Here is a 25,771-nt window from a genome sequence, read left to right as displayed (position 1 = left end):
CGCAAGTTTTGACCGCATCATAGGTTGAATGCATTGCGGATCCAATCTATAGAGGCGTTTTTATCCAGTGAGTTCAATGCTACCACATCAAAGCGGCAGGGTACCTTATCTGCTAAGTTTTCCTTCTGCAGGTAATGTTGCGCCGTAGCCCATAGCTTGGCCTGTTTACTGTGAACTACACTTTCAGCGGCGCTTTGGTAGCGCTGATTTGTTCTCAGTCGGACTTCAATGAAGACCACTGTCCCAGCATCGCTCATGACTAAATCAATTTCGCCGTACGTACTGCGAATATTCCGATCGAGTAATTTCAGCCCCTGATTGCGCAAAAAACGCATAGCTAAATTCTCGGCCTGATCGCCGCTGTTACCAGCCCTCTTGGCTTTAAGCCACTTCATGTCTGCTATTCGGTGGCTGCCGGAGTGAGGGCTTGGGTTGATAGTTGTTGAGCAATGCCCTCGCGAAATTCTGCCCACACTGGTTGGCGACTAATTTGTTTGTTGCTTTTCATGCTTAGCACTCCGGTGGCTCCATTCAGTCGGGTTTGTGGAAGCCGTTTTAGTTGTGGTAGACGGGGGTATAAGTGGAAGGCATCGGCACCCAATGCGTGCAGACGATTGTAGGCTTGCGGCGCGTCTGCGTATGTATCAATATCTCTCGCTTCCGCCCCCTGATCAAACAGCCAGGGTAAGGTGCTAAAACGAATTCCGTTCAGGTCGCGATCACCCTTGGGGTCGGTTTCGCCCGTGTATATTTGGCTGGTTGCAAAAACGGGTATATTGCCGGCGTAATGGAAAGCCAGGGTGGGCTTGATTTGCCGCGCGTCTTTGGGGGTGGCAATTAGGAAAATCACGTCGATGTCTTTGCGGCGGCGAGGCTCAAACTCCATGTTGGTATAGATTATTGTCCGCAACTGTTTGTGGCGCTCTTCGCTGTTATTTATTCTCATGGCTGTTTTTATCACATCGGAGAAATCTCCAGCACCGATGTAGCGACTGTCTAAAATAATTTCGCCGCCATATGATTTCCATTGCTCAATGAAGGTTGCAACACTGCGCTCTGCCCAGCTTATGTCAGGGGCAATAATCATTGCCCGTTTGTGCCCCATTAAGTGGGCGAGGTGAGCCACCTGTTTGGCTTCATCTTCTGGCGCCAGGCCAAATTGGTATAGTTCAGGCGTGAACAGTGCGGCACCGTTCATGTTGGGAGCGGCCAGTGGTTGTTGGGAGGCGGGCTTGTCGGCTTGGCTGTCTTGGTAGTTAAGCGCTAAAACCGGTACTGGCAACTGTGCTCGGCTAGCGAGAATGTCGACATTTTCCTTCGCCAGCGGGCCAATAATGAGCTCGGCGCCGTCGCCCACGGCGCGATCTAGCAGCGTATTAATGTCGGTGCTGCTGCTATCGTACTGACGAATTACTGGGTGAGGTTCGTCTTTGCCCAAATTGTAATAAGCCGCGAGAAATCCGTCTAGCACGGCAGACGCGGCCGCGGCCAGCCGCCCCTGGCGGGGCAAGAGTAAGGCAATTTGCTTGGGTTGTTGGGATATAAGAGATCGCAAGAGCTGCAGATCGCTTGGCATGTCGATGCTCGCAGGGTGCTGAGGCCAGTTATTTTGCCAGCGTTCAACGCTGCGCAATTGTTCATTTAAGTTGGCGGCGTTATTGCGACTGATGTATGCCAGCTCGCTCCAACCGCGCAGCTCGGGTTGCTCGCTTTGACGCAATGCATCGAGCTCTTCGGTGGGAAGGCTCATCAGATCTTGCCAGATTGCTTCGTTGTTAAATTGCTGACTGCTGTCATCAGCAAGGTATTGGCCGAGTTGCAGGCGGGCGGTAAGGCTTTGACGATAGTCACCCAATAAAGATTCAATTTCAGCGCGCCGTTCGAGTGTACGCTGCTGTTGGGCCGCCGTCTGTAAGTGCCAAACAGCTTCCAGTCGAGGGTCAGAGAGAGCTTTGCGCGCGCCGATAAAGTGCCCCGAATTGATAGCGGCTTTGCTGTAAACGTCCGTGTAGGTGATAAAGGTATAGTCGCCGATGAGCGCCGGATCAATTGTCTGAATAAGGTTGTAGGCCCAGTCATTTTGGTTTTGCTCAAGCAGCAGTTGCGCAGCCTGTAGCAGAATCTGTGGTCTTTCGCGCGCTGGCGCCTGCCGAGCTTGACGGACCAGGTTGTTGATTTGACGCTCCAGTGCATTTTGGTTCAGTGCACTGTCTGGCGCAGAGGTGCTACCCTTTTCTACCTGCGTTGAGCAGCTGGCGAGCAACAGTGCGATTGCTGTGGTGGCAAGGATTAAGGCTAATTTTGTCTGCATGGAGTAGCTCGTGTTGGGCCTACGTGTTGGGTCAGTATGTGGCGTAGGAGATTATCGCTGTGAGGGGCGGCAGTGTCCACTGAAGCCCGCTGCTTTGTCGCGATCTTTGTCGGTGCCAAGACCCAAGATTATTAGAGTTCTCTTCGGTGAATGTTAAACTGCTTGTTTTGTCTGGGCGGAAATGTCATATGACCAACTCACAGGGAACACTTTATGTCGTGCCTACGCCGATTGGCAATTTGGCCGATATGGTGCCGCGCGCAATACAGACTTTACAGTCTGTCAGTCTCATTGCGTGTGAGGATACTCGACACAGCTCCAGATTGCTGGATCATTTTAACATTCAGACACGGACAACGGCTTATCACGATCATTCCGATGACAGAAAAACGGCCAGCCTTCTGGCAATGCTGGAGCAGGGCGAAGATTTGGCATTAATCAGCGATGCAGGAACTCCGCTTATTTCCGACCCTGGCTATCGATTGATTCGCGAGGCGCGAGCGCAGGGTGTTCGCGTGGTCCCCATCCCCGGTGCCTGTGCCGTGATTGCGGCATTAAGTGCAGCTGGCTTGCCCTCTGATCGATTTATATTTGAAGGCTTTTTGCCTGCTAAGGCGCAAGCGCGTCGGCAGCGTTTGGAGCGCCTGACAACAGAGCCCCGAACGATAATATTCTATGAGGCTCCACACCGTGTACTCGAGAGTGTGACGGCCATGCGGGATGTGTTTGGTGCTGAGCGGGAGGTGGTCTTGGCTCGCGAGATAAGTAAAGCATTCGAAACCATAGCTGGGATGTCACTCGAAAAAATGTGTGATTGGATTGCTGGGGACAGTAACCAGCAGCGGGGTGAAATTGTAGTTCTGGTGCGCGGCGCACCTGAGCGAGAGGCGGTTATTGATGAGGGTGTGGCGCACACAATGCGTGTGCTGTTAGAAGAATTGCCCGTCAAAAAAGCCGCCGCACTTGCTTCGCGCTTGACGGGGTTACGCAAAAATGAGCTCTATCAGTGGGCGCTGGACAATGTAAAGGCTTGACTTTTAGCTGTCCGGCGGTATGGTGACGCTTCGGAGTCGGCTCGGCAGTCGCTGCTTTATCACCTCTGGTGTTAAGGTGGAGGAAAGTCCGGGCTCCATAGGGCAGAGCGCCAGGTAACGCCTGGGAAGTGCGAGCTTACGGAAAGTGCAGCAGAGAGTAGACCGCCTACGTCACATGTATTGTGGCCGGTAAGGGTGAAAGGGTGCGGTAAGAGCGCACCGCGCGACTGGTAACAGTTCGTGGCATGGTAAACCCCGCTCGGAGCAAGACCAAATAGGAATCCATTGGTGTGGCCCGCACTGGATTCGGGTAGGTCGCATGAGGTGTGCGGTGACGCGCATCCCAGATGAATGATTGTCCACGACAGAACCCGGCTTACAGGCCGACTCCGATTTACTTTTCTTATAGCGTTACTATCTAATATACACCCTCCTTTACGTCCAAATAATCACCAACTTAAAGTGGTTTCTTAAGAGTGCGCGCTATCGCATTGAAAATGCTAGGAAAGGTCTTGCATCATCTGGCAAGAAGCACCCCACTTATCGTCTGTTTACTGCATTATCCCCTTCATTTTGTGAATTTTAGCCGCAATTTCTAAGTCGCTTGCTTGACTTTGGCTCCACCCGATTTATAGTGTGCCAATGTGGAGAAAAGTGGGTAATAGTGGTTTTTAGTGGACTCCACGCCCCAAAAAGTGGTGAATCGTGTTTACAGGTAACTATTCCATCAATATGGACGCCAAAGGGCGCATGGCCATACCGACCAAGATTAGAGAGGGGTTGGTGGAGCTGTGTGCCGGTCGTTTGGTGGTTACTGCGCACACCGAAGATAAATGTTTGTTGGTTTATCCGGAGTCTCGCTGGAAGGAAATCCTTCCCGCCATTCAGGCTCTACCCGCGATGAACCGGCAGGCGCGTCGAGTGCAGCGCCTGCTTATTGGTCATGCATGCTCGTTAGAGCTGGACGGCAACGGACGAATTTTGGTGCCGCCAACCCTGCGCAGTCATGCCTGTCTGGATAAAAAGCTGATGTTGGCTGGATTGGGTGACAAGTTGGAATTGTGGGATGAATCGGCTTGGACGGCTCTGATGGAGGAGCCGGGCGATGACGACATTCCGGCAGAATTGCAATCGTTGGTGCTTTAGGAGGCCCTATGGATCAGCAGCCTCATATTACCGTGCTCGAGCAAGAGGCGGTAGAAGCGCTCGTTGTGGAGCCAGAGGGGTTTTACATCGATGGCACTTTCGGGCGTGGCGGCCATTCAGCACAAATCGTTCAGAAATTGGCGCCGGCCGGCCGTTTGCTGGCCATTGATAAGGATACCGATGCGATCGCGGTTGCAGCTGAGCGTTTTGGCGGAGAGTCCCGCTTCGAAATCGCTCACTGCAGTTTTGCCGATATGCGGAGTCTGGTCGAAACGCGCGGCTTGATGGGAAAGGTGTCTGGCGTGTTATTGGATCTGGGGGTGTCGTCGCCTCAGCTCGATGACGCCGATAGAGGTTTCAGTTTTTTGCATGACGGTCCGTTGGATATGCGGATGGATCGCAGCCGTGGCCAGAGTGCTGCCGAGTGGGTCAATACGGCCAGTGAGGCAGAGTTGGCTCGTGTCATGAAGGAGTTTGGTGAGGAGCGTTTTGCCAAACGTATGGCGAGAGCTCTGATTCGTGAGCGCGCTCAATCGCCTATTGAGCGCACCGGGCGTCTGGCACAAATTCTCAAGGATGCTAATCCTGCATGGGAAAAGGGTAAGCACCCAGCGACAAGGGCGTTTCAGGGAATCCGTATACATATTAACAATGAGTTGACTGATCTTGAGGCTGCCCTAGAGCAGGCACTTGAAGTTTTAGCGGTCGGCGGTCGGCTGGTGGTGATCAGCTTCCACTCGCTGGAAGATCGCATGGTGAAGCGATTTATTCGTCGTCAGGAAAAAGGTGATCCGGTGCCGCGCGGGGTGCCTTTGATGGACGATCAGCTCAACCGCCGCTTGAAAAGTCGCTCCAAAGCGATAAAGGCAGGCTCGCAGGAGTTGGAGAAAAATATTCGATCACGCAGTGCTGTTATGCGCGTGGCTGAAAAAATAGCGTAGACGGGGCGATTAATGGCAGGTCGCTGGTTGGTCGTGACGCTTTGGGTGATGTGTGTTGTGTCAGCGTTGATGGTGGTCAATGTGACGCATAAGGTGCGACGAGAAACCGATCAGCTGGAAAGTTTGCGGCGAGCGTCTGCAGAGCTAGAGGTTGAGTGGGGTCAGTTTTTGTTGGAGCAAAGCACCTGGGCATCTTACTCGCGAGTGCATTCGGAAGCGGAGCAGGTACTGCATATGCATGTACCTGCGGCAGAGAACATAATATTTGTGGGGAAGGAATAATAAATGCAGCAGCAGCGCTTACAGTCGTGGCGTTTTTACAGCGTGGTTGTCGTCATGCTGCTGCTGGCTGCCGTCTTGTTGTGGCGCATGGCTTCTTTGCAGGTACTTCCTGACGCCGATCGCGGGTTCGAGTTTCTTCAGGGGCAAGGTGCGGCGCGTACCGTAAGGACTGAGTCGATCAGCGCTTACCGCGGTGTGATTACCGATCGCAATGGCGAGCCGCTGGCAGTAAGTACACCAGTCGAATCAATTTGGGCGAACCCCAAGGTGTTATTGCAGCACCCCAAAGATTGGTCTCGCCTGTCGCAAGCTTTGGGCTGGGACAATGCCACACTGGAATCGCGTTTGGCGAAGTTCAGCGGCAAAGAATTTATGTATCTGGAGCGTCATTTGCCGCCGCACGAGGCAGGGCTAATCCTCGATTTAGGTGTGGACGGCGTCTACAGCCAGCGCGAATACCGCCGCTATTATCCGGCGGGCGAGGTCGCGGCGCATTTGGTCGGCATGACGGATATTGATGATCGCGGTCAGGAGGGGATGGAGCTGGCCTACGACGCCTGGCTCGCCGGGGAGTCGGGTGCCAAGCAAGTTATGAAGGATTTGCGTGGCCGCACCATCAAAGAGCTGGGGTTGATTAAATCGGCGCGCAGTGGCCAACCAATGGCGCTCAGTATTGATTTGCGCCTGCAGTATCTTGCCTATCGGCAATTGAAACAGGCAGTTGGCGATTTTGGTGCTAAAGCTGGTTCCGTGGTTGTGCTTGATGCCAAGACCGGCGAGGTGTTGGCAATGGCCAACCAGCCCTCATATAACCCCAACGATCGCAGCAATATTGACACGGCCAGCCTGCGCAATCGCGCCATTACGGATGTTTTTGAGCCCGGCTCAACGATCAAGCCGTTCGCGGTTATGGCGGCTCTCGAAAGTGGTAAGTTCAAGCCTTATACCGTAATCGACACCACTCCAGGTTATGTGCAGGTGGGGCGTAAAACCTTACTGGACCCGGTGAACTATGGTGAGCTCGATCTGACACGGGTAATTGCAAAATCGAGTCAGGTGGGTATGACCAAAATGGCATTGGCGCTTGAGCCGGATGTTGTTCGCAATATGTATTACCGGTTAGGTCTGGGGCAAGGAACCGGTACTGGGTTTCCGGGCGAGGCGGTGGGTGTTCTGCCTGAATACGACCATTGGAAACCGATCCAGAAAGCTACATATGCGTTCGGTTATGGGCTCAATTTAACGGTGCTGCAGTTGGCTCAGGCTTATGCGGTAATCGCCAATGAAGGCGTTCGGCGCCCTGTCAGTTTGCTGCGAACCGATAAGCCTGCGCCAACTCAGCGCGTGGTGGCGCCTGAGCATGCGCAGGCCGTAATGAAAATGTTACGCAAGGTGGTAAGCGATGACGGCACTGGCAGCAGAGCTTTTATTGATGCATATCCGGTCGCTGGCAAAACAGGTACGGCGCATAAGGCGGACGCAGGTGGCTATGCTGATCATCTTTATATCGGCTCTTTCGTGGGGGTTGCGCCACTTGATGACCCCGAAATTATAGTCGCTGTTGTTATTGATGAGCCGCGCGATACGAAGTATCACGGTGGGCAAGTTGCCGCTCCCGTTTTCGCTAGCATTACCGAGGGCGCGTTGCGTTTGTTGCAGGAGCCGCCTAAGTCGAGCGCATCCCGCCTAACGGTTCACTCAAAATTTTCCGAGCAAGTGGCGAGCAGTGGGGTGGCGTTGTAATGGCCAGTGTTAAACCGTTGCCACTCGAAGCGCTCGTGAGCGAGCTGGACCAAGGTCTCGCCGCTGAGGTACTCAATGGCATTACGCAGGACAGCCGGAAAGTTCTACCGGGCAATGTTTTTGTGGCGCTAAAAGGTGCCCGGGTTGATGCGACTGACTTTATTGATGACGCTTTGCAAGCTGGAGCTGTCGCGGTGCTAGCGGATAAGGCCGGCTTCGACAAGCGATTGGATGATGACAAGGTTATCTGGGTAGAAAAGCTCGATAAGCAATTGAGTCACTTGGCCGGTATTGTCTATGGTGACCCGAGCACCCAGCTGGATGTCATTGGTGTAACCGGAACCAATGGCAAAACTACCTGTACGCTTCTCATTGCGCAGCTTTTGCAGCAGTTGGGAAAATCTTCCGCTGTCATGGGGACGCTAGGCTACGGCTGTCGACAGGAGTCGTTGGTCGCGACCGGTTTAACCACGCCAGATCCGATTACAACTCAGAGACTGATACGCGAACTTGTAGATTCGAACGTTGAGTGTTTGGCTATGGAGGTCTCCTCTCACGCATTAATACAGCATAGAGTTAAGGATGTTTGTATTACGACCGGGGTTTTTACCAATCTATCCCACGATCATCTTGATTACCACGGCGATATAAAACAGTACGGCAAAGCCAAGGCTAAGCTGCTAAAGAGTCGTAACTTTCGTCATGCCGTACTTAATATCGATGATTCCTGGTGTCAAAGTTTGCAGGCGCGCGCCGCTAGAAATGGCTCGTGCCTGACCTACTCAACACGCAACCCCAAGGCTGATTTATTTTGCAGCTCTCTCGACTATTCGTGCGAGGGGGTTAGCGGTTATGTCCATTACCAAGGCGAAACGGCTGAATTTTCATCCCCATTGATTGGCGAGTTCAATACAAGCAATTTACTAGCCGCAGTGGCTGCCGCTTTGCTGCGAGGTTACAGCTTGGCGGAAACTGCTCCCCTATTGCCGACATTGAAGCCAGCTCCTGGTCGGATGGAGCAGGTCTCCATTGGCGGCGCTCAAGATATTCAGGTTGTCGTAGATTATGCCCACACCCCTGATGCTCTGATAAAAGCATTGCGTGCGGTAAAACAACATACCAAGGGCAGTCTGTGGTGTGTCTTTGGTTGTGGCGGTAACCGCGATGCTGACAAGCGGCCCGTTATGGGCCGGGCGGCGGAGAAAACGGCTGATTACGTTATTGTCACCAATGATAATCCTCGCAATGAAGACCCGGCCGTCATTGCCTCGCAAATTGTCCGGGGTATGCACAGTCCTGAGAGGTGTCTGGTTATTGCGGAGCGAGATAAAGCCATCGCATTAGCCGTGCAGCAGGCCGCCAAAGGCGACGCCGTGCTCATTGCAGGTAAGGGGCATGAACAGGTACAGATTTTTGCGGACACTGAATTGGCCTTTAGCGATGTAGATTGCGCCCGGCAAGCATTGGCAAAGCGGAGGGTAGGCGCGTGATTGGAGTTATGTCGATTGGCCAGTTACACCGTCAGCTTTCTCGATTCTTCACGACGGTTATGACCGCCGATAGCGGTCCTTTTTCGAAAGTTTGTACGGATTCGAGGGCGATCAAGGCAGGTGATTTTTTTGTCGCGCTACGTGGCCCCAACTTTAACGCTCACGAATATTTGCATCAGGTCCAGGAAATGGGCGCTGTAGGCGCCATGGTGGATACGATTGACCCCACTTGCTCACTAGCGCAATTGCAAGTGGATGACACCGTCTTGGGGCTAGGTGAGTTGGCGCGCGCTAATCGCTCGCGTTTTAACTCGCCGGTAGTGGCGATTACCGGCTCCAGTGGCAAAACCACTGTGCGCACAATGGTTGACGGTATTTTGCGAGAGCATGGTGAGGTGTTGACTACTCAAGGTAATTTAAACAACCACATTGGTGTGCCTCTCACGCTGCTGCGCCTAACCGGGCAGGAGCGCTACGCGGTGATTGAAATGGGCGCTAGTGCAATAGGAGAGATTGCTTACCTGTGTGAACTCGCTGTGCCGGATGTTGCTCTAGTCAATAATGTTATGCCCGCGCACCTCGAAGGTTTTGGTTCGCTAGAGGGGGTTGCAGATGCAAAAGGAGAAATCTATCAAGGTGTCAAAGCTGATGGTTGTTGTGTCGTAAATTTGGATGACCAGTTCTCCGGTCAGTGGCTTGCACAATTAAAAGATAGGACACTATTGAGTTTTTCACTGAAAAACACAGCGGCCCACTGCTACGCATCCAATATTGAAGTGACTGATACTGGGCTTCAGTTTGAAATTCAACTGTTAGGGCGAACGCTACCCATTTGTTTGTCCGTGGGGGGTTATCACAACGTGAGAAACGCACTGGCCGCAACTTGTTGTGCCTATGCGGTAGGCGCAAGTGATGAGGCTATTGTGTGTGGATTAAGCAAATTTTCATCGGTCAATGGCCGTATGAAATTCTGCCGGGGGCCAAACGGCAGCACTATTATTGACGACTCATACAATGCAAACCCGGGCTCCGTTCGAGCGGCGATTGATGTGCTTGCAGATATAAAGGGTGCCAACATATTGGTTATGGGGGAAATGGGAGAGCTTGGCGAAGAGTCGCATTTACACCACGCAGAGATAGGGGCGTATGCCTCAGGCAAGGCGTTGCAGGCAGTTTTTACCATTGGTCCTATGGCCCGTGCAGTAAGTGAAAATTTTAGTGGGCCAAGTAAACATTTTGAGAATCAAAAAGATTTGCTCGAACATTTACTTTCGGTCGTTACGGATAGCGATTGTACCGTTCTTATAAAAGGTTCTCGCAGCGCGCGGATGGATTTAGTCGCCGGGGCATTGATTGATGAGGATGAACTCTAATGTTGCTCTGGCTGGCTGAGCGGTTGCAGGAATACAGTAGCGCATTCTATGTGTTTCAGTATTTGACACTGCGTGCAATTTTAAGCGTGATGACAGCCCTGGGGATATCCCTGCTGCTAGGGCCATGGATGATCCGCAAGCTGAACCAGTTGCAAATTGGTCAGTCAGTACGAGATGACGGCCCCCAGTCTCATCTAACCAAATCGGGCACGCCTACAATGGGCGGTACTCTTATATTGGCAGCAATTTTTATCAGTACGCTGCTTTGGTCTGATTTGGCCAATCGGTACGTTTGGGTGGTGCTGCTGGTTACGGCAGTGTTCGGTGCCGTTGGGTGGGTCGATGACTACCGAAAAGTGGTACAGAAAAACTCTCGCGGATTACCTGCCCGCTGGAAATACTTTTGGCAATCAGTAGCCGGTATTGGGGCGGCCGTCTTTTTGTATATGACGGCAACCGAGGCGGTCGAAACACAATTGTTTTTGCCATTCTTTAAGAGTGTAGCTTTGGAGCTGGGGCTGTTCTACGTCGTGCTTACGTACTTGGTTGTAGTTGGCTCAAGTAACGCTGTGAACTTGACGGACGGACTGGATGGCCTCGCCATTATGCCGTCAGTGATGGTTGCGGCTGCGCTCGGGGTGATTGCCTACGTGACCGGGCACTTTGAGTTTGCTCAGTATCTACACATTGCGCATGTGCCTGGTAGTGGTGAGCTGGTTGTTTTTTGCGCGGCGCTGTGTGGCGCTGGGTTAGGGTTCCTGTGGTTCAACACGTATCCCGCTCAAGTGTTCATGGGAGATGTCGGTGCGCTCTCTCTGGGGGCAGCACTGGGAATAATCGCGGTTATTGTCCGTCACGAAATAGTGTTCTTCATAATGGGTGGCGTCTTTGTCATGGAAACCGTGTCTGTGATTCTACAGGTTGGCTCTTACAAACTAACGGGTAGAAGAATATTTCGAATGGCACCGCTACATCATCATTTTGAACTCAAGGGTTGGCCCGAGCCACGTGTGATTGTTCGGTTCTGGATTATTACTGTGATGCTGGTGCTTTTTGGCCTGGCGACATTGAAACTACGTTGAGGCGAGAATTGTGAGCGGACTGATTGCAACAAGCAAATGCGTGGCGATTGTAGGCACCGGAGTTACCGGTTTGTCTGTTGCCCGCTTTTTGCAAGGTTTGCAAGTTCGCTTCGCGTTTTTTGATACGCGAGTACGGCCGCCGAATGCTGAGCTTATTGCTCAGGAATATCCTGAAATACACTGTGAATTTGGTCGGTGGGATGAGGATTTATTGTGCTCCATGGATGAAGTTGTGGTTAGTCCCGGAGTTAGTCTCAAACAGCCTCAGCTTGTCAGCGCCAAAGAGCGAGGGGTGAGTCTGATTGGGGATATTGACCTGTTTGTACGTTATGCAAAAGCACCCATTATTGCTATTACGGGCTCTAACGCAAAGAGTACGGTGACGACTTTGGTGGGAGATATGGCTGCGCAACAGGGAGTGCACGTAGCCGTCGGTGGTAATTTGGGAACGCCCGCGCTAGATCTGTTGAATGAGAGTGTAGAGCTTTATGTGCTGGAGCTTTCGAGCTTTCAGCTGGAAACTACCACAAAGCTTAACGCAAAAGTTGCCAGTGTTTTGAATATCAGCCCCGACCATATGGATCGGTATGACTCGATGCAGGCCTATCATGCAGCTAAACAGCGAGTCTATTTTGGCGCTGAGCAGGTGGTGGTTAACCGCAGGGATGTTTTGACGCACCCACCACTATCAGCCGATGCAATAGTATCGGGGTTTGGTGGCAGTGCAGATTTTAAGAATATGGGCACCCAGATGCGCGACGGCGTGCTTTGGTTGTGTGATCAGCTTGAGCCAATTATGAAGGTCAGCGAGCTTCGAATTGTTGGTGCGCATAATGTTGACAATGCATTGGCAGCCTTGGCTATTGGTAAGGCTGCAGGATTTGAGCGTGTCGCTATGTTGAGCGCTTTGCGGAACTTCGAGGGATTGCCACATCGTTGTCAGTGGGTCATGTCAGTTGGCGGTGTTGGATTTATTGATGACTCTAAAGGTACAAATGTCGGCGCCACTTTAGCCGCTATCAATGGCTTGTCGCAAAACGATGGAAAGTTGGTGGTAATGCTTGGCGGTATCGCCAAAGAGGCAAATTTTTCCGCGTTGTTGCCAGCTTTAATAGAGCATGCTCGAAGTATTGTAGTGTATGGTCGGGACGCTCGAATACTGGAAGAGTCATTGTGCCAGTTTTCCAAGATTAAACGTGTAGACACAATGCTGCAGGCTTGTGAGCAAGCCCGGTTATTAGCAGCGCCTGGTGACACCGTTTTGTTGAGTCCGGCCTGTGCAAGTTTCGACGAGTTTGACAATTACGTGCAGCGTGGAGAGGTCTTTACCCGCTGGGTAAAGGAGGCGGCCAATGAATAAGTGGCAGCTCATACTTCCATCGGCCGAGCCGGATTGGACATTGCTTACGCTTTGGGCAGTGTTGGTGTCGATTGGTGTGACGATGGTTGCATCCGCTTCGATCGCTTTCGCTGCGGCGCAGTATGGTGACACTTTTTACTTCGTCGAGCGTCATCTAATATTTCTTTTAATGGGTGTGGCGAGCAGCGCGGTAGTCTTTCTTATTCCAGGTTCGCTGTGGAAAACGTTGAGTGTGCCCTTGATGGTTTTGGCACTGGTGCTGCTGGTAATGGTTCTGATACCTGGTGTTGGTAAGAAAGTAAACGGGTCGCAACGTTGGATTAGTTTTGGCTTCTTTGCTGTACAGATATCGGAGTTGGCCAAGTTTGCGGTTATTGTCTTTTTCGCCAGCTATTTTGCCAAGCGCCACCCGTCGACAGTGAATAGTTGGAAAGAATTTGGAGTGCTTATTGCCCTGCTGGGAATGATTTTAATGCTGTTGGTGATGGAGCCAGATTTCGGTAGTACGGTCGTAATTGGTGCCACCAGTATTGCCATCATGTTTATCGCCGGGCTGAAGTTGCGATACTTTCTGCCGATGGCAATGGGCGCAATCGGGGTTCTGGCCGTTTTGGCTGTGGCGAGTCCGTATCGGTTGAAGCGTCTAGTGACGTTCATGGACCCCTGGGCGGATCAATTCAATTCCGGTTACCAGTTGACGCAGTCATTGATTGCATTTGGTCGTGGCGAATGGCTGGGAGTAGGTTTAGGTAACAGTGTACAAAAGTTATTTTACTTGCCCGAGGCCCATACCGACTTTGTCTTTTCCATATTCGCAGAAGAAATGGGATTGATCGGTTGCGTGGTTCTATTGGCTTTGTTTGCCTTACTTATTAAGCGAATTCTACTTGTAGCCATGCGTTGTTACGGCCGGGGGTTATTGTTTTATTCCTACGCATGCTTTGGTGTGGCGATAATATTTGCGTTGCAGGTGTTTATTAACATTGGCGTCGCTTGTGGGTTGTTGCCTACCAAGGGGCTTACGCTGCCGTTTATCAGCTACGGTGGAAGTAGCTTGATTGTTTGCTGTTCAATGCTAGCGCTGGTTATGCGGGCAAGTATGGAAGTAAGGGTTGTGCCTGCGACACGCACTGCAGTGACTAACTCTTCTCGGGTCCGACCAACAACCGCCACAACGGGGAGTGTCGCATGATACGTGTTGTGATTATGGCGGGTGGTACGGGCGGCCATGTCTTTCCGGCGTTGGCGGTGGCGAATGAATTACGCGGCGCTGAAGTTAAGTTGAGTTGGCTTGGAACTCGCCGGGGAATTGAATCAAGGTTGGTGCCCGACGCTAATATTGAACTCGATTTTATGAGTGTGCAGGGTGTGCGCGGTCGGGGCGTCATTGGGTTAATCAAGGCTCCATTTTTAGTGGGGTTGGCGGTGTTACAGGCGCTTGGCGTATTGCGCCAGCGTAAACCTGATGTGGTGGTAGGCTTTGGAGGGTTTGCATCTGGGCCCGGCGGTATTGCGGCGAAAATTTTGGGTGTTCCGCTGGTGGTACATGAACAGAATGCCGTTGCCGGTACAACGAACAAAATATTATCGCGCGTGGCGGCCCGAACATTGACGGGATTTGATGGCGTTTTCGAGCGAGGTGAATGGGTTGGTAATCCAGTTAGAGAGTCGATAACGAAATTGGCTGAGCCTGCGGATCGTTACAAGGTGCGTAACGCTGAATCTTTGCGATTGTTAGTGCTTGGCGGCAGTTTAGGTGCGCTCGCGATAAATGAGTTGCTGCCGCAGGCCTTGGCGCTACTGAATGTCAATGAGCGCCCTCATGTGCGACACCAGTGTGGCGCGAAACATGGTGAGGTTACCGCTGCGGCGTATAAGAAGGTTCAGGTGCAAGCGGCTATTGAGCCATTTATTGATGACATGGCTGCTGCATACGAATGGGCAGACTTTGTCATTTGCCGGGCGGGTGCTCTAACGATAGCTGAACTGTCAGCTGCGGGTGTGGCTTCTTTATTGGTGCCGCTGCCAACGGCTATTGACGACCATCAAACTCATAACGCTGCAGTATTGGCTGGCGTGGGGGCTGCGTTGAGTGTGCCACAGAAAGATTTATCGCCTGCAAAGCTGGCGGATTTGATCCGTACTCATTGTGGGGATCGCAAGCAACTTATGCAAATGGCTGAGTGCGCGCGGAAAGTTGACCGCCCAAATGCCGCGCAACGTGTTGCAAAAATAATTGAGGAATTGGCACATGGATAAATCCATAACCTATTACGAAGTGCCAGAGATGCGCCGTATCCGCCGTATACATTTCATTGGTATTGGCGGTGCCGGTATGAGTGGTATTGCAGAAGTTTTGATTAATCAGGGCTATGATATTTCCGGCTCAGATTTGAAGGAGTCATCGGTAACTCAGCGCCTGCAAACTATGGGCGCGACAATTTTTATTGGTCACAGCGCGGAGAATATTGCCCAGGCAGATGTAGTCGTTAACTCTAGTGCGGTTGATGAGCGCAATCCGGAAATGATTGCTGCACGAGACAATCGTACCCCAGTCGTGCGACGTGCAGAAATGTTAGCCGAGCTAATGAGATATCGCCACGGGATTGCGGTAGCCGGAACCCATGGTAAAACCACCACAACGAGTCTAATGGCTTCTGTCTTAGACGCAGCGGGTCGGCACCCAACTTTTATTATTGGTGGTCTGGTCAATAGTACAGGAAGTAACGCTCAGCTAGGAGAGAGCCGTTATTTAGTGGCCGAAGCTGATGAGAGTGATGCTTCCTTTTTGCATCTGCAGCCCATGGTAGCGGTGGTAACCAATATAGATGCCGATCATATGGATACTTATGATGGTGATTTCTCCAGGCTTAAACAGACATTTGTCGAGTTTCTGCACAATCTGCCATTCTATGGTTTGGCTGTCGTTTGTGGCGATGACCCCGTTGTGATGGAGGTTTTGCCCGATGTGTCACGAGCCATTGTGACATACGGTTTTTCTGAGCAGTGCGATCTGCGTGCTATCAATATCCAACAAGAAAAAATGCGCTCCCGTTTCGAGGTGGTCGGTGCTGGGATTAGTCAGTCAATGGCAGTGCAGATCAATATTCCTGGTGAGCATAATGTATTGAATGCGCTAGCGGTTATTGCCGTTGCATTGGATGAGGGCGTCAGCCAAGAAGCTATTGTTGCCGGTCTGAAAAACTTTGCCGGCGTAGGTCGCCGATTTCAAGTTTACGGTAATTATCCCGTAGCGGCCGGTGATGCAATGTTGGTTGACGATTATGGACATCATCCTCGTGAGGTCGCTGCAACCATCAAGGCAATTCGCGACGGCTGGCCCGAGAGACGTCTGGTAATGGTGTACCAGCCCCACCGATATTCTCGTACAAGAGACTTGTTCGAAGATTTTGTTGAGGTGCTATCCGGCGTTGACGCTTTGATACTGTTAGAAGTATATAGCGCGGGAGAAGAGCCCGTGCCGGGGGCAGATGGTCGGAATCTTTGCCGAAGCATCCGCAATCGGGGCTTGGTCGACCCTATCTTTGTAGAGGGGGTAGACGGCGTGCCTGGTGTGATCCGCGATATCGTAAAGGCTGGCGATATCGTCATCACTCAAGGCGCAGGTAACGTTGGTGCATTGGCCGCTGAATTGGCTAAACGCAAGTTGATCGATTAATACTGAAGGACATTATCTGTGTCGAATTTAGATACAAAGAAATATGGCCGGGTTGGCGTTCTTTACGGCGGGCATTCGGCGGAGCGTGAAATTTCTTTGAAAAGTGGCGCTGCTGTAGAAGCCTCATTGATTGCACAAGGGGTTGATTGCATAGGCATAGACATTGGTAAAAACAGCATTGCTGACTTGCAGGCAGCACAGTTGGATCGAGCTTTTATTGCCTTGCATGGGACTGGCGGTGAGGATGGCCGAATTCAGGCTGTGCTTGAGTATCTAAGTATTCCATTCACTGGCAGCGACGTGCAGTCTTCGGCCATTGGTATGGATAAGCTTCGCACTAAGCAGTTGTGGCAAGCGATGGATGTATCGACTCCAGCATTCCGGATACTAAGTTCGCAGACGGATTGGTCGTTGGTGCTCAATGAGCTTGGTGGTGTCGTAATGGTCAAGCCAGTACATGAAGGTTCGAGCATTGGCATGTCAAAAGTGGATAACGCACAGGCTTTACAAAAGGCTTATGAGTTGGCAGCAAATTATGATGGCGTTGTAATCGCAGAAAAGCTGATCGTGGGTGCAGAGTACACCGTGGCAATATTGGGGGGCGAGGCATTACCTCCTATAAAGTTGGAAACTGGGCACAGCTTCTACGATTTTGATGCGAAATACGTGAGCGGTGATACGCAGTATTTATGCCCGTGCGGCCTGAGTACGGAGAAAGAGGCTCAGTTGCAAGAGCAGGCATTAGAAGCTTTCCGATCTATTGGCTGTCGGGGGTGGGGGCGCGTTGATGTGATGACAGACGAAGCCGGAAAATTTTACATGCTAGAGGTTAATACTGTACCGGGCATGACAAATCATTCGCTTGTGCCAATGGCGGCGAAAGCGCATGGATTGTCATTTGACGCACTAACTCTAGCCATACTGGATGAAAGTTTTTCGATATGAGTCAGCCGGTTAAGCGACCTAGAAACGTGCGCCAAGCTACTCCAATAGGAGGGATAAAACGCCCGGCGACGTCGTGGAGCAATGTTGCAGTCTTGCTGTGGCGAGCGGGCGTTTTTACCGTGCTTGTGACTTGTGCTGTTGGCTTGTACTTGTATGGTGGTGAGCTTTGGCAGTTTGATGTTCAGCAGCCGGTGGACTCCGTCAAGGTGGAAGGAGAGTTTGTCCAATTATCAGAAAGCGAGGCGAGTGCGCTGATAAGTGAGGCAATTAATCGTGACTTTGTGAAGCTGGATATAAAGCAATTGAAACAGAGCCTGGAACGGCACCCATGGATAGAGCGAGTGGTGGTGTCCAGAGGTTTGGGGCGGACGTTGACCGTTACCATTATTGAGCAAGCTCCTATTGCCTTGTGGGGGGCAGTTGGCTTTATGAATCAACGCGGTGAAGTGATTCATACCGATAAAACCCATGGGCTAACTGCGTTGCCAGTATTGGATGGTGATGAGCGGATCTCTGAAAAAATTATGCGGCAGTTTCAAGATCTGTCGCAGATGGTTCGTTCGAGAAATCTGAATATTCGCAAGCTATGGGTCGACGAGTTGGGTGGCTGGACATTGAGTTTAGATGGGGGGGCGCTGCTGGTATTGGGCAAAGATGAGCTCCCCGAAAAGGTGCAGCGCTTTTTGACGGTTTACGATGAGTATCTTGTGCAGCATTTTGAAGCAGTCAAGCGTATCGATTTGCGTTATGCCAATGGTTTGGCTGTTGCTTGGTCAGATCAATATGAAGTGTCTGTGGATGTGGCGGGCTAATAGCAATGACAACAATTTTAGGATTGAGGAAAAGGGGTCCAAGTGATGGCAGGCTCTAGCGATAACAAAATGATTGTAGGGCTGGATATTGGCACATCGAAAGTGGTGGCCATTGTCGGAGCAATTACACCTGAAGGGGACCTGGAAATTGTAGGTATTGGTTCTTGTCGTTCCAACGGGTTGAAAAAAGGTGTGGTGGTAAATATTGAATCGACAGTCCACTCCATTCAGCGAGCCGTTGAAGAGGCTGAACTCATGGCTGGATGCCAAATTCATTCCGTGTATGCGGGAATAGCGGGTAGCCACATTCGCAGCTTGAACTCTCATGGCATTGTTGCCATTAAGGATCGCGAAGTTTACACGCAGGATATTGACCGAGTAATTGACGCCGCTCAGGCCGTTGCTATTCCTGCTGATCAGAAAATCTTACATATCTTGCCTCAAGAGTTTTTAATCGATGAGCAAGAAGGTGTTAAAGAGCCACTGGGAATGAGTGGTGTTCGGCTTGAAGCTAAGGTGCATTTGGTAACTTGTGCAGTGAATGCGGCGCAGAATATTGACAAATGCATTAGACGCTGTGGGTTGGATGTTGAAGATATTATTCTTGAGCAGTTAGCTTCAAGTTATTCTGTTTTGACAGATGATGAACGAGAGCTTGGAGTTTGTATTGTTGATATCGGGGGTGGTACTACGGATATCGCGATATTCACCGATGGTGCTATTCGTCACACGGGTGTCATTCCCATTGCTGGCGATCAGGTGACTAACGATATCGCTATGGCATTGCGTACACCAACCCAGAATGCTGAAGAAATTAAAATTAAGTACGCCTGTGCTCTGGCCAAGCTTACTGGGCCGGAAGAGACGATTAAGGTTCCCAGTGTTGGTGAGCGTGCTCCGAGAAATTTATCCCGTCAAGCACTGGCGGAGGTGGTTGAGCCTCGCTATGACGAGCTTTTTACTCTGGTTCAGGCGGAAGTTCGCCGCAGTGGTTTTGAAGATATGATTCCCGCCGGTATTGTACTGACTGGCGGCACAGCAAAAATGGAGGGGGTCGTGGAGTTGGCTGAAGAAATATTCCATATGCCAGTCCGTCTAGGAGCTCCGCAAAATATTACGGGATTGTCCGATATTGTTAATAATCCAATTTATTCCACCGGTGTGGGACTTTTGCAGTACGCCCTGAAGCAACATCAGGGCGAACATTCAGCGACACCGGCCAGTGAAAGTGAACCGACGTTGTTCGCCAAGCTGAAAAAAATGTTTCAAGGTGAATTTTAATTTTTTAGACTTTTAATGGAAGAGAGGGGAAATGTCATGTTTGAATTAGTAGATAGCATGCCACAAAATGCAGTCATTAAAGTGATCGGTGTCGGCGGTGGTGGTGGCAACGCCGTTAAGCACATGATTGGCAATAATGTTGAAGGTGTTGAATTTATTTGTGCCAACACCGACGCCCAGGCGCTGAAAGATATTGATGCTCGAGTTGCATTGCAGCTGGGTAACAGTATGACGAAGGGCTTAGGTGCCGGCGCGAACCCGGAGGTGGGCCGTCAGGCTGCGATGGAAGATCGCGAGCGCATTGCTGAGGTATTAAGTGGTGCGGATATGGTCTTTATTGCCGCAGGTATGGGCGGCGGCACGGGAACGGGTGCCGCACCGATCGTGGCCGAAGTGGCGCGTGACCTTGACATTTTAACGGTTGCAGTTGTGACTAAACCGTTCCCTTTTGAGGGGCGCAAGCGTATGCAAATAGCCGATGCTGGTATCAAGGAGCTGCAAGATCGCGTTGACTCGTTAATTACAATACCCAACGAAAAGCTCTTATCGGTACTGGGTAAGGCGACCAGTCTGCTGGATGCATTTAAGGCGGCCAACAGTGTTCTTCAGGGGGCGGTACAGGGTATTGCCGACTTGATTATTCGCCCGGGTATGATCAACGTCGACTTTGCCGATGTTCGCACAGTTATGTCTGAAATGGGCATGGCTATGATGGGGACGGCTCATGCTGAGGGCGAAACCCGAGCGCGCGAGGCTGCGGAGGCGGCTATCCGTAGCCCACTGCTGGAGGATGTTAACTTGCAGGGGGCTCGCGGCATTTTGGTGAATATCACAGCCGGTATGGACTTGTCTTTGGGTGAGTACCAGGAAGTGGGCGATACTATTGCGGAGTTCTCGTCGGATGACGCGACGATTGTGGTAGGTACGGTCATCGATCCGGAACTGACCGACGAGTTGCGTGTCACAGTGGTGGCAACGGGTTTAGGTGCGGCCCATGCGGCGAAATCACCGACCAAAGTTGTTATTGACAATACACGCCGTCCCGATGGCCAAATGGATTATGCAGCGCTAGACCGCCCAACCGTAATGCGCAATGGTACGACGGGACAAGGTGAGGTCTCTCCCGCCGCGGATCGCGACATGGAATATCTTGATATACCTGCTTTTTTACGCCGGCAGGCTGATTGATATTGACTGCCTATGAATCCGGTAGATTTGGAGTTAAAAGTGAGGTGTGCACCACATTTGGGCGGCTGGGTGGTTGTTGCTGGTGGATAATAGGCATTTTGTGCTATAGTTCGCTGCTTTAATAGCCACAGATTCCGGGCGATATTGCTTAAGCATGTGAATACTGTTGCCATGAGTTCGGGGCAGTAACACGGTGTTGGGCGGTCGCGCCCGCCCAAGATGTATGTCCTATCATCGAAAACGAGAGCCAGACTCAAACAATGATCAGACAGCGTACGCTCAAAAATGCTATCCGCGCCACGGGTGTGGGACTACACACCGGGCAGAAGGTGTTCCTCACGTTGCTCCCTGCCGAAGTTGATACAGGTATTATTTTTCGCCGGGTTGATCTTGACCCTGTGGTGGAAATTGAAGCAAAAGCTGAAAATGTGGGCGATACCACCCTCTCTACAAGTTTGGTCAAGGATGATGTCAAGGTATCGACCGTAGAGCATTTGTTGTCAGCCATGGCTGGCCTCGGCATTGATAATGCCATTGTCGAGGTCAGTGCGCCGGAAGTGCCTATTATGGACGGAAGTGCAGGTCCATTTGTCTTCCTGATTCAGTCTGCCGGCATTCAGGAGCAGGCTGCGGCGAAGAAATTTATTCGTATCAAACGACCTGTGACGGTCGAAGATGGTGACAAAACGGCGAGTTTTGTGCCATTTGAAGGCTTTAAGGTGTCATTCTCTATCGAGTTTGACCACCCCGTATTTAAAGATAGAGCTCTGGAAACTTCAGTAGACTTTTCCAGTACTTCCTTTGTCAAGGAGGTGAGCCGGGCTCGCACTTTTGGCTTTATGCACGAAATTGAATATTTGCGTTCAAAGGGACTAGCGAAAGGCGGTAGCGTCGATAATGCGATCGTTGTCGATGAGTATCGTATTCTGAACGAAGATGGGCTGCGCTACGACGATGAGTTTGTAAAGCATAAAGTGCTGGATGCCATAGGTGATTTGTACCTGCTGGGCAACAGTTTAATCGGCGAGTTTAAGGCACATAAGTCGGGTCACGCCTTAAACAATAAGTCGCTGCGACAACTGATAGCTCAGCCAGACGCATGGGAAGTTGTCACCTTTGATGACGAAAATGCGGCCCCCATCTCCTACATGAAGCCGCTTCTGGCAATCTAGGATGTAGAGGAAATAGAGGCCCGCTGATTGTGTTTAGCGGGCCTTTTTTATATAGTTGGCGGAAATTGCCGTAATTTGTTGCTATAACAAACTAAGGTCCATATAAGTGTTGAGCTTATAGGAGGGTGTGCAAGTAAGTGCTTACTTATCCTTTGGCCAAGAAAATATAATCATGAAAATTATTCTGGTAAGTAAAAGACACGGTCATACACGCAGCATTACGCTGGGTGGGTGGACGCGTGCGGTCTTATCAGTGTGCATTTTGGGGCTGCCGGCGGTAGCCGGTGTGCTTGGTTACCATTTTTTAGTTGCCCAGAATAACAGCGATTTATTTTCTGCCGAATCCCGTCAAGCTTGGCAAGTGGCACTCGCTGAGCAGAAAGAGCAAGTCTTTGAAAGTCGTCGCCAGGCGCAAGCGGAAGTGGCAGCGCTCACTTTAAAGGTCGCCGAGCTGCAGGCGAGACTCGTGCGACTTGATGCGTTGGGAGAGCGGCTGACAACCATTGCCAAGCTGGACAAAGGGGAGTTTGATTTCAGTCAGAAACCCGCCGTTGGTGGCCCCGAAGGCGAATTGCTGGGCGATGCTTATGCCACCCCCGACTTTCTCGCTGCCATCGATGATTTGTCTAAACAAATAGAGAATCGCGAACAACAGCTAGAAACGTTAGACGCCCTGCTGGTAAACAGACGTCTTAAAGAGGACATTTTCGTAGCTGGCCGCCCGGTGGAAAAGGGCTGGATGTCGTCTCGCTTTGGTCGTCGTACGGATCCGTTTAGCGGTAAAGTTGCCTGGCATGGCGGCGTAGATTTCGCAGGAAAAGAAGATTCTAATATTATCGCTGTGGCCTCAGGCGTGGTCACCTGGTCTGGTGATCGCCATGGCTATGGCAATATGGTTGAGATCAGCCACGGCAATGGGTTTTCCACGCGATATGCCCACAATAAAAGCAATACCGTTGATGTTGGCGATGTTGTAAAAAAAGGGCAGTCTATAGCTCTAATGGGATCGACCGGACGCTCAACGGGCCCTCATGTACACTTTGAAGTGTATAAAAATGGCCGCGCCGTAGACCCTTCCTCCTATATCCATCGCACATTGCGATAATACCTTCCTGTTGATTTCATGGCTTTGCAATAGGCAGCACCACTGCGTCGGTGCTGCCCTTTTCATTATTCTTATGTACGGATGAGTTAGATGTTAGGCAAGATAACCAAACTAATTTTGGGTTCAAAAAATGATCGTGTACTGAAACGTATGCGCAAAACCGTTGTTCGCATTAATGCGTTAGAAGAGCAAATGCAGGCACTCAGCGATGTTGAACTCAAGGCGAAAACAGCGGAATACAAACAGCGGCATCAAAATGGCGAAAGTCTGGATGCGCTGCTACCTGAGGCGTTTGCAACGGTGCGTGAAGCAGGCAAGCGTACCATGGGCATGCGACATTTCGATGTTCAGCTTATTGGTGGTATGACGTTGCATGAAGGCTGTATTGCTGAAATGCGCACTGGGGAAGGTAAAACCCTGATGGCGACTTTACCTGCCTATTTGCGTGCACTGACCGGGTTGGGTGTGCACATTGTGACGGTGAACGATTACCTGGCGAGGCGTGATGCGGCGTGGATGACCCCACTGTTTAACTTTTTGGATATGCAGGTGGGGGCAATCGTTTCTGGACAGGATCCAGAGCGTAAGCGCGATGCTTATCAGTCGGACATAACTTACGGTACCAACAACGAGTTTGGGTTTGACTACCTACGTGACAATATGGCTTTGTCAAAAGCTGAGAAGTTCCAGCGGCCATTGCATTTTGCGGTAGTGGATGAAGTTGATTCAATTCTGATTGATGAGGCGCGTACGCCTTTGATTATTTCCGGTCCGGCGCAGAACAGTTCGGAAATGTATCAGCGTATGAACAAGCTGATAGCAAGCCTAACGCGACAAAATGAAGAAGATGATGATGGTGACTACTATGTGGATGAAAAAAGCCGACAAGTAGAGCTCACTGAGCAAGGTCACCAACATGTTGAAGAGCTGCTGATCAAAGCCGGCCTGCTGGCCGAAGAGGATAGCCTTTACTCTGCGGCTAATCTCAGCTTACTGCACCATGTCAATTCAGCCCTGCGAGCGAATGCTTTATACAGCCGCGACGTAGAGTACATTGTTCAAGACAATGAAGTTGTGCTTATCGATGAGCATACTGGCCGCACCATGGCTGGTCGCCGCCTTTCAGAGGGATTGCATCAAGCGATTGAAGCGAAAGAGGGCGTTCGAATTCAAAGCGAGAGCCAAACTCTGGCGTCAACGACTTTCCAAAACTATTTCCGCTTGTATTCAACTTTGTCGGGTATGACAGGTACCGCCGATACCGAAGCATTCGAGTTTAGGGAAATTTATGGTTTGGATGTTGTGGTGATACCAACCAATCGCGCCGCTCAGCGTCAAGACTTAAATGACTTAGTGTACTTGTCAGTGGAAGAGAAACTCGACGCAATCGTCAATGATGTAGAGGAATTTCGCGGTAAGAATGCACCGGTTTTGGTGGGTACAGCGTCCATTGAAACGTCTGAGGAGATGTCTAAGCGTCTGAAGAAGGCCAAGATCGAGCATCAGGTGTTGAACGCAAAATACCATGAAAAAGAGGCCGAGATTATTGCTCAGGCGGGACAGCCGGGAGCAGTCACAATCGCTACCAATATGGCGGGCCGCGGTACCGATATTGTGCTTGGTGGTAATTGGGAGGCTGAAGTTGCGGCACTCCAAAACCCAACGCCAGAGCAAATAGAAAAGGTTAAAGCCGACTGGAAAGAACGTCACGAAATGGTCATTGCTGCGGGCGGCTTGCATATTATTGGTACCGAACGTCACGAGTCACGTCGTATTGATAATCAGCTTCGTGGTCGCTCTGGTCGACAGGGCGACCCGGGGGTGACGCGCTTCTATTTGTCGTTAGAAGACAATCTTATGCGAATTTTTGCTTCTGACCGTGTGCGTAATTTTATGCAAGCCCTGGGAATGGACAAAGGTGAAGCCATTGAGCACCGAATGGTGAACAACGCAATTGAAAAAGCCCAACGTAAGGTTGAAGGGCGCAATTTCGACATTCGTAAGCAGTTGTTGCAGTTCGACGATGTTGCTAATGATCAACGGCAAATAGTCTATCAACAGCGCAATGATCTACTGGAAGCGGCAGATATTTCGGACACTATTACAAACGTTCGCGCCGATGTCGTCGAAGATCTTATCAATACTCATATCCCACCTCAGTCTATTGAAGATCAGTGGGACGTCGCGGGCCTAGAGAAACAGCTAGAGGCAGATTTCGGAATGAAACTTCCGGTTCAACAATGGTTGGACGCGGAAGATGATCTGCATGAAGACTCCTTGCGCGAGCGTATATCGACTACCGTACAAGGTGCTTATGACGCTAAGTGTGAGCGGATTGGAAACACCGTTGGCGATCCCAATGCGATGCGTGAGATTGAAAGGCAGATTATGCTGCAGGTATTGGATAATTCCTGGAAAGAGCAGTTGTCGAGTATGGATCATTTACGTCAGGGTATTAACTTGCGCTCGTATGCACAGAAAGATCCCAAGCAAGAGTATAAGCGAGAAGCTTTCCACCTTTTCCAGGAGATGTTGTATACCGTTAAGCGCGAAACCATTAATTTGCTAGCACGCGTCGAGCCTGTTAGCAGAGAGCAAATGGAGCAGATGGAGCAACGTCGACGTGAAGCAGAGGAGCAGGCGCGCGGCCGAATGCAAATGCAGCATGATCAAGCATCGGCATTGGGCGAGCAAAGTGACGTGCCTGCAACCGGTCAGCCAGGTGCTGCGCCCATGACGCGAGACGGTCGGAAAGTTGGGCGAAATGATCCGTGTCCTTGTGGTTCGGGGAAAAAGTTCAAGCAGTGCCATGGCAAGCTGGGCTAGC

The 25,771-nt window shown here is 51.0% G+C and carries 21 protein-coding genes and 1 other RNA gene; 20 read left to right on the top strand and 2 right to left on the bottom strand.

The features are described 5' to 3' along the window. Positions 1 to 17 precede the first annotated feature (17 nt). Positions 18 to 395, bottom strand: coding sequence for a YraN family protein (locus QWI17_RS21340; RefSeq protein ID WP_302724547.1), 378 nt, complete (start codon positions 393 to 395; stop codon positions 18 to 20). Positions 396 to 400: 5 nt separating this feature from the next. Further along, positions 401 to 2,311, bottom strand: a complete 1,911-nt coding sequence (locus QWI17_RS21335; RefSeq protein WP_302724546.1) for a penicillin-binding protein activator — start codon at positions 2,309 to 2,311, stop codon at positions 401 to 403. A 188-nt stretch (positions 2,312 to 2,499) separates the two neighbouring features. On the opposite strand from QWI17_RS21335, the gene rsmI reads away from it, so the two are divergent. The 20 genes from rsmI (at position 2,500) to secA (ending at position 25,770) form a co-directional block, all read left to right on the top strand. Further along, positions 2,500 to 3,345, top strand: a complete 846-nt coding sequence (gene rsmI, locus QWI17_RS21330) for a 16S rRNA (cytidine(1402)-2'-O)-methyltransferase (RefSeq protein WP_302724545.1) — start codon at positions 2,500 to 2,502, stop codon at positions 3,343 to 3,345. A 32-nt stretch (positions 3,346 to 3,377) separates the two neighbouring features. Continuing rightward, an RNA gene (gene rnpB, locus QWI17_RS21325) (RNase P RNA component class A) lies at positions 3,378 to 3,740 on the top strand. A 310-nt stretch (positions 3,741 to 4,050) separates the two neighbouring features. After that, a complete protein-coding gene (gene mraZ / locus QWI17_RS21320) occupies positions 4,051 to 4,491 on the top strand; it encodes a division/cell wall cluster transcriptional repressor MraZ (protein WP_302724544.1) in 441 nt (146 codons plus the stop codon). Positions 4,492 to 4,499: 8 nt separating this feature from the next. Beyond that, a complete protein-coding gene (gene rsmH / locus QWI17_RS21315; RefSeq protein WP_302724543.1) occupies positions 4,500 to 5,432 on the top strand; it encodes a 16S rRNA (cytosine(1402)-N(4))-methyltransferase RsmH in 933 nt (310 codons plus the stop codon). Between the two features lie 12 nt (positions 5,433 to 5,444). Continuing rightward, positions 5,445 to 5,714: a cell division protein FtsL gene (gene ftsL, locus QWI17_RS21310; protein WP_302724542.1), complete on the top strand. Its 270-nt coding sequence runs from the start codon at positions 5,445 to 5,447 to the stop codon at positions 5,712 to 5,714. A 3-nt stretch (positions 5,715 to 5,717) separates the two neighbouring features. After that, positions 5,718 to 7,457 (top strand): peptidoglycan D,D-transpeptidase FtsI family protein, encoded by a 1,740-nt coding sequence (locus QWI17_RS21305; protein ID WP_302724541.1) that lies wholly within the window; start codon positions 5,718 to 5,720, stop codon positions 7,455 to 7,457. Then, positions 7,457 to 8,947, top strand: coding sequence for a UDP-N-acetylmuramoyl-L-alanyl-D-glutamate--2,6-diaminopimelate ligase (locus QWI17_RS21300; protein ID WP_302724540.1), 1,491 nt, complete (start codon positions 7,457 to 7,459; stop codon positions 8,945 to 8,947). Before QWI17_RS21305 ends, QWI17_RS21300 begins: the two co-directional genes overlap by 1 nt. Further along, positions 8,944 to 10,320 carry a UDP-N-acetylmuramoyl-tripeptide--D-alanyl-D-alanine ligase gene (locus tag QWI17_RS21295; RefSeq protein WP_302724539.1) on the top strand — a complete coding sequence of 459 codons (1,377 nt, stop codon included), beginning with the start codon at positions 8,944 to 8,946 and terminating at the stop codon, positions 10,318 to 10,320. Before QWI17_RS21300 ends, QWI17_RS21295 begins: the two co-directional genes overlap by 4 nt. Beyond that, positions 10,320 to 11,402, top strand: coding sequence for a phospho-N-acetylmuramoyl-pentapeptide-transferase (gene mraY / locus QWI17_RS21290; protein ID WP_302724538.1), 1,083 nt, complete (start codon positions 10,320 to 10,322; stop codon positions 11,400 to 11,402). Before QWI17_RS21295 ends, mraY begins: the two co-directional genes overlap by 1 nt. A 10-nt stretch (positions 11,403 to 11,412) precedes the next feature. Further along, positions 11,413 to 12,762 (top strand): UDP-N-acetylmuramoyl-L-alanine--D-glutamate ligase, encoded by a 1,350-nt coding sequence (gene murD / locus QWI17_RS21285; protein ID WP_302724537.1) that lies wholly within the window; start codon positions 11,413 to 11,415, stop codon positions 12,760 to 12,762. Continuing rightward, positions 12,755 to 13,954 carry a putative lipid II flippase FtsW gene (gene ftsW, locus QWI17_RS21280; RefSeq protein ID WP_302724536.1) on the top strand — a complete coding sequence of 400 codons (1,200 nt, stop codon included), beginning with the start codon at positions 12,755 to 12,757 and terminating at the stop codon, positions 13,952 to 13,954. The genes murD and ftsW overlap by 8 nt, the downstream gene beginning before the upstream one ends. Beyond that, positions 13,951 to 15,021, top strand: a complete 1,071-nt coding sequence (gene murG / locus QWI17_RS21275; protein WP_302724535.1) for an undecaprenyldiphospho-muramoylpentapeptide beta-N-acetylglucosaminyltransferase — start codon at positions 13,951 to 13,953, stop codon at positions 15,019 to 15,021. Before ftsW ends, murG begins: the two co-directional genes overlap by 4 nt. Further along, complete coding sequence (gene murC / locus QWI17_RS21270; protein WP_302724534.1) at positions 15,014 to 16,441, top strand: UDP-N-acetylmuramate--L-alanine ligase; 1,428 nt, start codon at positions 15,014 to 15,016, stop codon at positions 16,439 to 16,441. Before murG ends, murC begins: the two co-directional genes overlap by 8 nt. Positions 16,442 to 16,459: 18 nt before the next feature. Continuing rightward, the gene (locus tag QWI17_RS21265; protein WP_302724533.1) at positions 16,460 to 17,386 is read left to right on the top strand and encodes a D-alanine--D-alanine ligase; all 927 of its coding nucleotides are present in this window, start codon (positions 16,460 to 16,462) and stop codon (positions 17,384 to 17,386) included. Next, positions 17,383 to 18,198 carry a cell division protein FtsQ/DivIB gene (locus QWI17_RS21260; RefSeq protein WP_302724532.1) on the top strand — a complete coding sequence of 272 codons (816 nt, stop codon included), beginning with the start codon at positions 17,383 to 17,385 and terminating at the stop codon, positions 18,196 to 18,198. The genes QWI17_RS21265 and QWI17_RS21260 overlap by 4 nt, the downstream gene beginning before the upstream one ends. A 45-nt stretch (positions 18,199 to 18,243) precedes the next feature. Then, entirely contained in the window at positions 18,244 to 19,479 is a 1,236-nt protein-coding gene (gene ftsA / locus QWI17_RS21255) for a cell division protein FtsA (protein ID WP_302724531.1), read from the top strand. Positions 19,480 to 19,515: 36 nt separating this feature from the next. Next, on the top strand, positions 19,516 to 20,667 hold the full coding sequence (gene ftsZ / locus QWI17_RS21250; RefSeq protein WP_302724530.1) for a cell division protein FtsZ: 1,152 nt from the start codon (positions 19,516 to 19,518) through the stop codon (positions 20,665 to 20,667). Positions 20,668 to 20,927: 260 nt separating this feature from the next. Further along, positions 20,928 to 21,839 (top strand): UDP-3-O-acyl-N-acetylglucosamine deacetylase, encoded by a 912-nt coding sequence (lpxC, locus tag QWI17_RS21245; protein WP_302724529.1) that lies wholly within the window; start codon positions 20,928 to 20,930, stop codon positions 21,837 to 21,839. Positions 21,840 to 22,011: 172 nt separating this feature from the next. Next, entirely contained in the window at positions 22,012 to 22,944 is a 933-nt protein-coding gene (locus QWI17_RS21240; protein ID WP_302724528.1) for a M23 family metallopeptidase, read from the top strand. Positions 22,945 to 23,034: 90 nt separating this feature from the next. Next, entirely contained in the window at positions 23,035 to 25,770 is a 2,736-nt protein-coding gene (gene secA, locus QWI17_RS21235; RefSeq protein WP_302724527.1) for a preprotein translocase subunit SecA, read from the top strand. Position 25,771 lies beyond the last annotated feature (1 nt).

The organism is Gilvimarinus gilvus, from assembly GCF_030518155.1.
Classification (GTDB): Bacteria; Pseudomonadota; Gammaproteobacteria; order Pseudomonadales; family Cellvibrionaceae; genus Gilvimarinus; species Gilvimarinus gilvus.
Note: the sequence above shows the minus strand (reverse complement) of the source record. Positions and strands in the feature narration are given on the sequence as shown.

Bases quoted from the DNA above. Each gene is read 5' to 3' on its own strand.
- QWI17_RS21305 (WP_302724541.1), top strand. From the start codon at position 5,718: ATGCAGCAGCAGCGCTTACAGTCGTGGCGTTTTTACAGCGTGGTTGTC.
- QWI17_RS21300 (WP_302724540.1), top strand. From the start codon at position 7,457: ATGGCCAGTGTTAAACCGTTGCCACTCGAAGCGCTCGTGAGCGAGCTG.
- rsmI (WP_302724545.1), top strand. From the start codon at position 2,500: ATGACCAACTCACAGGGAACACTTTATGTCGTGCCTACGCCGATTGGC.
- ftsA (WP_302724531.1), top strand. From the start codon at position 18,244: ATGGCAGGCTCTAGCGATAACAAAATGATTGTAGGGCTGGATATTGGC.
- ftsW (WP_302724536.1), top strand. From the start codon at position 12,755: ATGAATAAGTGGCAGCTCATACTTCCATCGGCCGAGCCGGATTGGACA.
- QWI17_RS21335 (WP_302724546.1), bottom strand. From the start codon at position 2,311: ATGCAGACAAAATTAGCCTTAATCCTTGCCACCACAGCAATCGCACTG.
- murC (WP_302724534.1), top strand. From the start codon at position 15,014: ATGGATAAATCCATAACCTATTACGAAGTGCCAGAGATGCGCCGTATC.
- QWI17_RS21240 (WP_302724528.1), top strand. From the start codon at position 22,012: ATGAAAATTATTCTGGTAAGTAAAAGACACGGTCATACACGCAGCATT.
- lpxC (WP_302724529.1), top strand. From the start codon at position 20,928: ATGATCAGACAGCGTACGCTCAAAAATGCTATCCGCGCCACGGGTGTG.
- mraY (WP_302724538.1), top strand. From the start codon at position 10,320: ATGTTGCTCTGGCTGGCTGAGCGGTTGCAGGAATACAGTAGCGCATTC.
- QWI17_RS21260 (WP_302724532.1), top strand. From the start codon at position 17,383: ATGAGTCAGCCGGTTAAGCGACCTAGAAACGTGCGCCAAGCTACTCCA.
- secA (WP_302724527.1), top strand. From the start codon at position 23,035: ATGTTAGGCAAGATAACCAAACTAATTTTGGGTTCAAAAAATGATCGT.
- QWI17_RS21340 (WP_302724547.1), bottom strand. From the start codon at position 395: ATGAAGTGGCTTAAAGCCAAGAGGGCTGGTAACAGCGGCGATCAGGCC.
- ftsZ (WP_302724530.1), top strand. From the start codon at position 19,516: ATGTTTGAATTAGTAGATAGCATGCCACAAAATGCAGTCATTAAAGTG.
- murG (WP_302724535.1), top strand. From the start codon at position 13,951: ATGATACGTGTTGTGATTATGGCGGGTGGTACGGGCGGCCATGTCTTT.
- rsmH (WP_302724543.1), top strand. From the start codon at position 4,500: ATGGATCAGCAGCCTCATATTACCGTGCTCGAGCAAGAGGCGGTAGAA.
- ftsL (WP_302724542.1), top strand. From the start codon at position 5,445: ATGGCAGGTCGCTGGTTGGTCGTGACGCTTTGGGTGATGTGTGTTGTG.